The sequence below is a fragment of the Thioalkalivibrio sp. ALE17 genome, assembly GCF_000425605.1.
GTDB lineage: Bacteria > Pseudomonadota > Gammaproteobacteria > Ectothiorhodospirales > Ectothiorhodospiraceae > Thioalkalivibrio.
In genome coordinates, this window is record NZ_AUDT01000016.1 from 45,435 (window position 1) to 54,437 (window position 9,003).

At 68.3% G+C, this 9,003-nt stretch carries 11 protein-coding genes; 9 read left to right on the forward strand and 2 right to left on the reverse strand.

Annotation, left to right across the window (positions count from 1 at the left end; translation table 11 throughout):
• Positions 1 to 39 precede the first annotated feature (39 nt).
• Positions 40 to 513 carry an aminoacyl-tRNA deacylase gene (locus H609_RS0109730; RefSeq protein WP_018866134.1) on the reverse strand — a complete coding sequence of 158 codons (474 nt, stop codon included), beginning with the start codon at positions 511 to 513 and terminating at the stop codon, positions 40 to 42.
• Positions 514 to 606: 93 nt separating this feature from the next.
• On the opposite strand from H609_RS0109730, the gene H609_RS0109735 reads away from it, so the two are divergent.
• The 7 genes from H609_RS0109735 to H609_RS0109765 all read left to right on the forward strand — a co-directional run bounded on the left by H609_RS0109735 (position 607) and on the right by H609_RS0109765 (position 6,724).
• A complete protein-coding gene (locus tag H609_RS0109735) occupies positions 607 to 1,611 on the forward strand; it encodes an LLM class flavin-dependent oxidoreductase (RefSeq protein ID WP_028484851.1) in 1,005 nt (334 codons plus the stop codon).
• Positions 1,612 to 1,696: 85 nt separating this feature from the next.
• A complete protein-coding gene (locus H609_RS0109740; RefSeq protein ID WP_028484852.1) occupies positions 1,697 to 2,230 on the forward strand; it encodes a macro domain-containing protein in 534 nt (177 codons plus the stop codon).
• Positions 2,227 to 3,636 (forward strand): nicotinate phosphoribosyltransferase, encoded by a 1,410-nt coding sequence (locus H609_RS0109745; protein WP_028484853.1) that lies wholly within the window; start codon positions 2,227 to 2,229, stop codon positions 3,634 to 3,636. Before H609_RS0109740 ends, H609_RS0109745 begins: the two co-directional genes overlap by 4 nt.
• Positions 3,633 to 4,211, forward strand: a complete 579-nt coding sequence (locus H609_RS0109750) for an isochorismatase family protein (RefSeq protein ID WP_018877593.1) — start codon at positions 3,633 to 3,635, stop codon at positions 4,209 to 4,211. The genes H609_RS0109745 and H609_RS0109750 overlap by 4 nt, the downstream gene beginning before the upstream one ends.
• On the forward strand, positions 4,204 to 4,821 hold the full coding sequence (locus H609_RS0109755) for a phosphoribosyltransferase (protein ID WP_028484854.1): 618 nt from the start codon (positions 4,204 to 4,206) through the stop codon (positions 4,819 to 4,821). Before H609_RS0109750 ends, H609_RS0109755 begins: the two co-directional genes overlap by 8 nt.
• Positions 4,822 to 5,139: 318 nt before the next feature.
• Complete coding sequence (trpB, locus tag H609_RS0109760) at positions 5,140 to 6,336, forward strand: tryptophan synthase subunit beta (protein WP_018866128.1); 1,197 nt, start codon at positions 5,140 to 5,142, stop codon at positions 6,334 to 6,336.
• Between the two features lie 121 nt (positions 6,337 to 6,457).
• Positions 6,458 to 6,724 carry a DksA/TraR family C4-type zinc finger protein gene (locus tag H609_RS0109765; protein WP_018876375.1) on the forward strand — a complete coding sequence of 89 codons (267 nt, stop codon included), beginning with the start codon at positions 6,458 to 6,460 and terminating at the stop codon, positions 6,722 to 6,724.
• A 349-nt stretch (positions 6,725 to 7,073) separates the two neighbouring features.
• On the opposite strand, the gene H609_RS0109770 is transcribed toward H609_RS0109765, so the two are convergent.
• A complete protein-coding gene (locus H609_RS0109770) occupies positions 7,074 to 7,379 on the reverse strand; it encodes a hypothetical protein (protein ID WP_018866126.1) in 306 nt (101 codons plus the stop codon).
• Positions 7,380 to 7,499: 120 nt separating this feature from the next.
• Between H609_RS0109770 and H609_RS0109775 the strand changes: the two genes are divergently transcribed.
• On the forward strand, positions 7,500 to 8,435 hold the full coding sequence (locus H609_RS0109775) for a histone deacetylase family protein (RefSeq protein WP_028484855.1): 936 nt from the start codon (positions 7,500 to 7,502) through the stop codon (positions 8,433 to 8,435).
• Between the two features lie 146 nt (positions 8,436 to 8,581).
• A partial coding sequence (locus tag H609_RS0109780) for a BCCT family transporter (protein ID WP_028484856.1) occupies positions 8,582 to 9,003 on the forward strand: 422 nt, incomplete at its 3' end.

The following is a 9,003-nucleotide window of genomic DNA, read 5'->3' on the forward strand; positions in this document are numbered from 1 at the left end:
ATTCGCTCGGGGGAGGGTAGTGTCGTCAGGGCCGGCAACTCAGACGTGGGCGCTGAAGTCGCCGCGGCGGGGCTGGCCGAGGAGGTACAGGAAATCCGCCTCGCGCAGGTGCACGAGGGATTCGTGGTCGCCGGCCTCGAGATACACGTCGCGCTGCTCCAGCAGGCTTTCGTCCACCAGGGTCTCCAGCCCGAAGGCCGGCCCCAGGGCGGGGATGGCGCCGCGTTCGCAGTCGGCAAACACGCGGGCCACCTCGTCCTCGGTGGCCAGGCCCACATGCTCGCCCAGCAGCCGGTGCAGGCGTCCCAGTTTCACCCGGCGCGTGGCCGGCACGATGGCCAGGCGGTACTGCCCGTCCTCCTCGACCAGCAGCACCGCCTTGGCCACGGCGTCACCCGGCACATGGGCCGCTTCGGCCGTGCGGCTGGCCGAGTCGGAGTGCGGATGGTGCACGATCTGGTAGGTCACCGCATGCTCGTCGAGAAAGTTGTTCAGGGTCCTGGAAATACTCATGGCGCGCCCTCCGGCAAGGCCTTAACCCGACTATAGACCCCACCGGCAACGCCGGCGGCTGCGCCCGACACCTGCGCCGGTACAATCGCACCCATGACCGCATTCTCCGTCCTCGACCTGGCCCCGATCACCGCCGATGGCGACGCCGGCCGGGCGCTGCACAACACCCTGGATCTGGCGCGCCACGCCGAGACGCTGGGCTTCCGGCGCTACTGGCTGGCGGAGCACCACAACATGCCCGGCATCGCGAGCGCCGCCACCGCCGTCGTGATCGGCCAGGTCGCGGCCGCCACCGAACAGATCCGGGTGGGTGCCGGCGGCATCATGCTGCCGAACCATGCACCCCTGGTGGTCGCCGAACAGTTCGGGACCCTGAACGCCCTGTACCCCGGCCGCATCGACCTGGGACTGGGCCGGGCACCCGGGACCGATCCGACCACGGCCCGCGCCCTGCGCCGCGCCCCGGACATCGACCCCGAGGAATTCCCCCGGGACGTCGCCGAAGTGCTCGGCTACATGGACGATCCGCAGCCGGACCAGGTGATCCGCGCCATCCCCGGCGCCGGCCAGCAGGTGCCCGTCTGGATCCTGGGTTCCAGCCTGTTCGGCGCCCAGCTGGCGGCCCGCATGGGACTGCCCTACGCATTCGCCTCGCACTTCGCTCCCGGGCAACTGATGGACGCACTGGCGCTGTACCGGAATCAGTTCCGACCGTCCGCATGGCTGGACCGCCCCTACGCGATGCTCGGCTACAACGTGTACGCCGCCGACACCGACGACGCGGCCCGCACCCTGGCCAGCTCCATGGAACAGGCGTTCATCAGCCTGCGTCGCGGGCGCCCGGAACCGATCCAGCCCCCCGTCGAGGGCTACCGCGAGCGGCTCGACCGCGCCGAACGCGCGATCGTCGAGCAGACCATGGCCTGCTCCGCGATCGGCGCACCGGACACGGTGGAGACCGAGATCCGCCGGTTTCTCGAGCAGACCGGCGCTGACGAATTGATCGTCACCACCTCCACCTTCGATCACGCGGCGCGACGGCGCTCGCTGGAACTGACCGCGGCGGTACGCGACCGGCTCGCCGGGGACGCTCGCTGAGACGCGGTTCACCCGATTGGGACGAGTGCCCTATGCTTGGATCAGGGGCCGGCCAGGCCACGGGCATTCCGGACAAGGGGAACACATGCGGGTCAAGGTTCACGGCGTCACCATCGAATGCACCACCGGCGACATCGCCGCGCAACGCGACATGGATGCGGTGGTCAACGCCGCCAATGCCTGGCTGCGACCGGGCGGTGGTGTGGCCGGAGCCATCCACCGTGCCGCGGGCCCGGGGCTGGAGCGTGAATGCCAGCCGCTGGCGCCGATCGAACCGGGTCAGGCCGTTCTGACCGACGCCCACAACCTGCCCAACCGCTTCGTGATCCACTGCCTCGGGCCGGTCTACGGGCATGACGAGCCGGCCAGCCGACTGCTGGCCGACTGCTACCGCAATGCCCTGCTCCGGGCGGAAGAGGCCGGGGTCTACGGCATCGCCTTTCCGGCCTTGTCCACCGGGGCGTTCGGCTATCCCGTCGAGGAGGCCGCCCGGATCGCTCTGCAGACGGTCATTGGCGCCACCCCGCGTCTGGACGCCGTCGGCCACATCCGCTTCGTCCTGCACACCGAGGCCGATCGCGAGATCCACGCGCAGATCCTGGAAGAGCTGACGGCATGACCGGCGCCGGGCACGCAACCGCCCCGTACACCCCTGGCCTGGCGCTGTTCACGGACCTCTACGAACTCACCATGCTTCAGGCCTACTACGAGGAGAACCTGCACGAACCCGCAGTCTTCAGCCTGTTCGTGCGCCGCCTGCCGCAGCGCCGCAACTATCTGCTGGCCTGCGGGCTGGACACCGTCCTGCAACAGCTCGAAGACCTGCGCTTCGAATTGTCGGATCTCGACTATCTGGCCGGCCTCGACCGCTTCTCCGACCGGTTCCTGCGCTGGCTGGAGGCCTTCCGTTTCACCGGGACGGTCCGCGCCGTGCCCGAGGGCACCCCGGTGTTCGCCAACGAACCGATCCTGGAGGTCACCGCGCCGCTCCCCGAGGCCCAGCTGATCGAGACCCTGGTGATGAACCAGATCCACCTGCAGACGGTACAGGCGAGCAAGGCCGCGCGCCTGGTGACCGCGGCCGGGGAGCGGCAGGTCGTCGACTTCGGCGCCCGCCGCATGCACGGGCTGGACGCCGCCCTGAAGGGCGCGCGCGCCTTCCATATCGCCGGCGTCGCCAGTACCTCCAATGTGCTGGCGGGCAAGCGCTACGGCGTCCCGGTGAGCGGCACCATGGCCCACAGCTACATCCAGGCGCACGAGGATGAAGCCGAGGCCTTCGCCGCCTTTGCCCGCCTCTACCCGGACACGGTGCTGCTGGTGGACACCTACGACACCCTCGAAGGCGTGCGCCGGGTCATCCAGCTCGGCCACGAACGGGGCGAGGCCTTCCGCGTTCGCGCCATCCGCCTGGACTCCGGTGATCTCGGAACACTGGCCCGCCAAGCCCGGGCGATGCTGGACGACGCCGGACTGCAGCAGGTCGGGATCTTCGCCAGCGGCGGCCTCGACGAACACGCGATCGCGGAGTTGCTGGCACGGGACGCACCCATCGACGCCTTCGGCGTCGGCACCAGCATGGGCATCTCCACCGACGTGCCGGACCTGGATATCGCCTACAAGCTGGCCGAGTACGCCGGAGAAGGCCGCCTCAAGCTCTCCAGTGGCAAGCCCATCCTGCCGGGCGCCAAGCAGATCTTCCGGCGCCGGGAAGGCGACCGGTTCGCGGGCGACATCATTGCCCGTCAGGACGAAAACCAGCCCGGGGAACCGTTACTGCGGCCGGTGATGCACGAGGGCCAGCGCCTGCCCGCGCATCCTCGCGACCTGGACACGCTGCGTGACCACGCGCGGGAACAGCGGGCGCAACTGCCCCCCGCGATCCGCGCCATCGAGCCCGCGGAGACACCCTACCCCGTGTCCGTCAGCCCGGCGCTACAGGCACACCAGGATGCGGTCACCCGCGCCATACGCGCCCGGCACGCCACATCCGGCCAGCGGCAACACCAAGGGGGAGTCTCATGACGGACGATCCACGCCACCAGCTTCAGACGGGGGACGCCCTGCTGGTCGTCGACGTACAGAACGACTTCTGCCCCGGCGGGGCCCTGGCCATTGATCACGGCGACACCGTCATCCCGGTGCTCAACCGCTGGCTTGAGGCCGCGGACGCGCTGGGACTGCCGGTCTATGCCTCCCGCGACTGGCACCCGGCCGGACACCCGAGCTTCCGGGAACAGGGCGGCCCCTGGCCTCCACACTGTCTGCAGGACTCGCCCGGGGCCCGGTTCCATGCCGACCTCGCGCTGCCTGCCGGCGTTATCAAGGTCACGAAGGGAACGCGCTTCGACCATGACCAGTACTCCGCGTTCGACCAGACCGGCCTGGCCGAAGAACTGCGGAAACGGGGCGTGACGCGGATCTGGCTGGGCGGGCTGGCCCTCGACGTCTGCGTGGCGGCAACAGCCGTGGACGCGCGCAACAACGGCTTTGACGTCCACCTGATCCCGCATGCCGCGCTGCCCGTTACGCCGGAGGGCGGCGCGGAGGCCCGAAAAAAGATGAAAGCCGCCGGCGTGGAGATCGCGGCGTATGCCTGAACCGAACAAGATGCCGGTCCAGCTGATCACCGTGGACGAGGTGGTCCGGGCGGCCGACGACCTGGCACGCCAGGTCCTGGACAGCGGCTTCCAGCCGGACTGCATCGTGGCGATTGCCCGCGGCGGCTTCATGCCGGCGCGTTTTCTCTGCGACTTTCTCCGCGTGCACAAGCTGCTGAGCCTGAAGGTCGAACACTACACCTCGGGTGCCCGCGCGAAACAGCCGGCCGCGGTCACCGTCCCGCTCGCCGGCGACGTCCGCGGCGAACGGGTCCTGCTGGTGGACGATGTCAACGACTCCGGGGACACCCTGGCGGCCGCCCGCCCGCACCTGGAGGGCTTCCAGCCCGCCGCGGTACGTACCGCGGTGCTGCACGAAAAGGCCGGAACGTCCTGTCGCGCCGATTTCCACAGCCAGGCGGTACAGGAGTGGCGCTGGATCCTCTATCCCTGGGCGGTCATCGAGGATGTCGGCCAGTTCGCCCGCGAGATGGACCCGGCCCCGAGCAGCCCCGCCGACCTGCACGCCCGCCTGCAGCAGGACTACGGCCTCGCGCTGAGCACCGCCGAGCTGGATCGCGTGATCCGCTACAACCGGCTCGACTACTGAGTGCGCGCGCGAACGGGGCCGCAGCTCCGCCCATCCCCTCGTCATTGCGAGGCCCCGCAGGGGCCACGGCAATCGTTTGGAGAGTCCCCCGGACCCATCCGGCCACCGGGGCCAGCACGGAGATCGCCACGGCGCCGCGCGCCTCGCGATGACAGTGGGGTTCCTGCGCCGTGGCGCGCCCCGCAGCACAAGCCGCCGCCACCGAGTGCCCTTTCAGCACCTCGGGCTTGGCATCCCACGCCGCGCGAAGGATCATACGCCCTGGCGTCCGCGCGGACGGACCCCCTGATCGCAACCCATCCAGCATCGAGACCGCCCATGTCGTATCTCAAGGATTTCCCCAGCCCGGAAGGCTACTTCGGCGAATTCGGCGGCGCGTTCCTGCCACCGGAACTGGAACCGCATTTCGCCGAGATCAATCACGCCTACCGCACCCTGGCGCGCTCGGGCGACTTCCTGAACGAGCTGCGCTACATCCGCAAGCACTATCAGGGTCGCCCGACGCCGGTGTACTACGCCCACAACCTGAGCCGCTCGGTAGGTGCGCATATCTACCTCAAGCGTGAGGATCTGAATCACTCCGGCGCGCACAAGCTGAACCACTGCATGGGCGAGGCGCTGCTCGCCAAGCACATGGGCAAGAAGAAGCTGATCGCCGAGACCGGCGCCGGACAGCACGGCGTGGCCCTGGCCACCGCGGCGGCCTACTTCGGCATGGAGTGCGAGATTCACATGGGCGAGATCGACATCGCCAAGGAGGCCCCCAACGTCACCCGCATGAAGCTGATGGGGGCCCAGGTGGTGCCCGTCTCCTTCGGCGGCCGCTCGCTGAAGGAGGCCGTGGATTCGGCCTTCCAGTCCTACCTGTCGCAGGCGGACGAGGCCCTGTTCGCGATCGGTTCCGTGGTCGGGCCGCACCCGTTCCCGCTGATGGTGCGCAATTTCCAGTCGGTGGTGGGCATCGAGGCGCGCGAACAGTACCTGGAGATGAGCGGTGGCGAGCTTCCGGACCACGTGGTCGCCTGCGTCGGCGGCGGTTCCAACGCCATGGGCATGTTCGCCGGCTTCATCGAGGACGAACAGGTGCAGCTGAACGGCGTGGAACCGCTGGGGCGCGGCACCAAGCTCGGCGAGCACTCCGCCACCATGACCTATGGCAAGCCGGGCATGATCCACGGCTTCAAGTGCATGCTGCTGGCCGACGAGGAAGGCAACCCGGCGCCGGTGCACTCGATCGCCTCCGGGCTGGACTATCCCGGCGTCGGCCCGGAACACTCCTACCTGAAGACCACCGAACGCGTCGCCTACCACGCAATCAACGACGACGAGACCCTGGACGCCTTCTACCAGCTATCGCGGACCGAAGGGATCATCCCGGCGCTGGAAAGCGCGCATGCCGTCGCCTGGGCCATGAAACACGGACGCGAGAACCCGGGCACGACCATCCTGGCCAACCTCTCCGGACGCGGCGACAAGGACATCGACTACGTCGCCCGCGAATTCGGCCACGGATAGCCCCTGCCACGCGGGGAACAGACTACCCGGGCGGGCACGCCCCGCCCCGGCCCGCCGGAACTTCACACCCGGTCCGGGCGGTCTCAGCCTTGCAGGCATGCGCAAAAGGGAGGGCACGCGAATGGCGGGCGGATGGGCAAAGGACGGAGCGGAGCAGGAGCAGATCGACCACACGGTGGAGGATGCCCTGCAGCGCGTGCGCAGCGAACTCCCGGCCGGTGAAAGCCTGCTCGAATGTGAGGAATGCGGCGCGCGGATTCCCGAGGGACGGCGCCAGGCCCTGCCGGGTGTGCGCCTGTGCATCACCTGCCAGGAGGCGCAGGACGCCGAGCACCACGCGACCAGCCCCTACAACCGCCGCGCCTCCAAGGACAGCCAGCTGCGCTGAGCCCCCTAGCGAGACGCTGATTGAATCGCGCGTCCGCGTTGGTGCCCCCAGTTGTTCGAGACAAAACGTTCCGAGACAAGGCGCGTCGTGCAGCGGGTAGTGGTTCTACCCGCCCGTTTTCGATGGATTCGGGGCGCAACGCAGGATCGGGCCATATTCATTCAGAATCGGGGGGCACCAACCCCACAAGCTATTGAAAGCGGGGGCTCGGCCGCCCGTTGTTAATCGAAAACGGGCGCGCGCACGGCGTTGCGGTTCCCTTGTGCAGAATAACTGCACGGCAGTCACCGCGCCTTGTTCGCACGCAAAAGCGACTCGAGCGCGGACGCGCGATTCAATCAGCGTCTCCCTAGAGGTATTTCATCCGCGCCCGCAGGGCATCCGGGTCGGATACGACGTCCTGCAGGCTGGCGCCGTCGTCGCGGCTCCCCACCACCAGGCCCTTGCCCGACACCGGGATCACGTTGTCGATCTGGAAACGCCCGGTCGTCCCCCGCAGGAAGCACTCCTCGTCGAAGAACAGGCGGTCACCATCGGGACCAATCTCGTCGGACTCGAGCGTATCGAAACCGATCAGCCGCGCGATATCCTCGCGCCCTTCCACCTCCACCACCTCGATCGTCTGCTTCTCCGGGTCGATCAGCAAGGCCTTCATGCACATCTCCTCTTTACCATGGATTGAGTTCTACCGTACCGGCTGGGGCCGCACGGGGCCACCGCATCGGGCCGCTGTCTGCCCCTATACTCGCAGGAGGTGCCCCGACGGAGGCTGACCATGACCCATACGGCCTATATCTCGCACCCCGACTGCCTGCTGCACGATCCGGGCCCGACCCACCCGGAACGACCCGGGCGGCTGCACGCGATCCGCAATGCCCTGCTCGACGAGGGCCTGCTGGAAGGCCTGATCCTGCTGGACGCGCCCCCGGCCACCGACGCGCAACTCGAGCGGGTCCACAGCCCGGCGCATGTCGCCCGTATACGGGCCAGCGCCCCGGCTCCCGGGCAGCAGACGATGCTCGACGCGGATACCGTCATGAGCAAAGGCTCGCTGACGGCCGCGCTGCACGCGGCCGGAGCCGGGGTGGCGGGCGTGCGAGCCGTCATGGAAGGGGAAGCCGACCATGTCTTCTGCGCCGTCCGCCCGCCCGGCCATCACGCCGAACGCGAGCGGGCCATGGGCTTTTGTCTGTTCAACAACATCGCGGTGGCGGCCGCCCACGCGCTGGCGCACTATGGCCTCGCGCGCGTGGCGATCGCGGACTTCGACGTCCACCACGGGAACGGGACCGAAGACATCTTCCGGGAGGACCCCCGGGTGCTCTACTGCTCTTCCTTCCAGCACCCGTTCTACCCGGGCACACCGCTGGCCGAACGCGATCACCTGATCCACACGCCCCTGGCCGCCGGCACCGACGGCGCAACCTTTCGCGCCGCGATCGAACGCGACTGGCTGCCCGCCCTGGATCGCTTTCAGCCGGAGCTGGTGCTGGTCTCGGCCGGGTTCGACGGCCACCGGGACGACCACCTGGCCAGCCTGCACCTGGCGGAAGACGACTTCGCCTGGGTTTCGCGCGCCCTGGTCGATGTCGCCGCGCGCCACGCTGGCGGGCGCCTGGTCTCCATGCTGGAGGGTGGATACGACTTCCCGTCGCTCGGGCGCAGCGCGGCGGCCCATGTTCGAGCCCTCTGCGAGCTGTCGCGCCGCTGAGGCGCCGGGCTCCTCCCTCACGCCGGTAAAACGCATTCTGGACCGGTCCTTTGCATTTTTTCGATGCACTGTCTTTACTCGACAGGGTTGCAACGGGCCGACATTCGGCCGCGGCAACATGCCGGAAAAAAGCCAAGGAGGAGACGGTGAGCGAGAATCCGCAGGACCTCGAAAAACAGAAAGAGGCACTGGAAGCCGAATACGACACCGACCACGAGATTGGTGAGCAGAACATCAACCCGCTGGGGCTGGACCTGCACAACCCGGTCTTCGTGGTCAGCGCATTCCTGATCGTCGTATTCGTCATCCTGTCCCTGATCTTTCCGGAACAGGCCAACGAACACCTCGACGCCACGCGCCAGTGGATCGGCCGCACCTTCGACTGGCTGTTCCTGTCGGCCGGCAACATCTTCGTTCTGTTCTGTCTGGCCCTGATCCTGCTGCCGATCGGGCGCATCCGCATTGGCGGCCAGGACGCCAAGCCGGAGTTCTCCGTGATCTCCTGGTTCTCCATGCTGTTTGCCGCCGGCATGGGTATCGGCCTGATGTTCTGGAGCGTGGCCGAACC

What these genes read in the sequence shown, in the direction of transcription:
- H609_RS0109750 (WP_018877593.1), top strand. Translation starts at nt 3,633, where the DNA reads ATGACGGACGATCCACGCCACCAGCTTCAGACGGGGGACGCCCTGCTG.
- H609_RS0109775 (WP_028484855.1), top strand. Translation starts at nt 7,500, where the DNA reads ATGACCCATACGGCCTATATCTCGCACCCCGACTGCCTGCTGCACGAT.
- H609_RS0109770 (WP_018866126.1), bottom strand. Translation starts at nt 7,379, where the DNA reads ATGAAGGCCTTGCTGATCGACCCGGAGAAGCAGACGATCGAGGTGGTG.
- H609_RS0109745 (WP_028484853.1), top strand. Translation starts at nt 2,227, where the DNA reads ATGACCGGCGCCGGGCACGCAACCGCCCCGTACACCCCTGGCCTGGCG.
- H609_RS0109755 (WP_028484854.1), top strand. Translation starts at nt 4,204, where the DNA reads ATGCCTGAACCGAACAAGATGCCGGTCCAGCTGATCACCGTGGACGAG.
- H609_RS0109735 (WP_028484851.1), top strand. Translation starts at nt 607, where the DNA reads ATGACCGCATTCTCCGTCCTCGACCTGGCCCCGATCACCGCCGATGGC.
- trpB (WP_018866128.1), top strand. Translation starts at nt 5,140, where the DNA reads ATGTCGTATCTCAAGGATTTCCCCAGCCCGGAAGGCTACTTCGGCGAA.
- H609_RS0109730 (WP_018866134.1), bottom strand. Translation starts at nt 513, where the DNA reads ATGAGTATTTCCAGGACCCTGAACAACTTTCTCGACGAGCATGCGGTG.
- H609_RS0109765 (WP_018876375.1), top strand. Translation starts at nt 6,458, where the DNA reads ATGGCGGGCGGATGGGCAAAGGACGGAGCGGAGCAGGAGCAGATCGAC.
- H609_RS0109740 (WP_028484852.1), top strand. Translation starts at nt 1,697, where the DNA reads ATGCGGGTCAAGGTTCACGGCGTCACCATCGAATGCACCACCGGCGAC.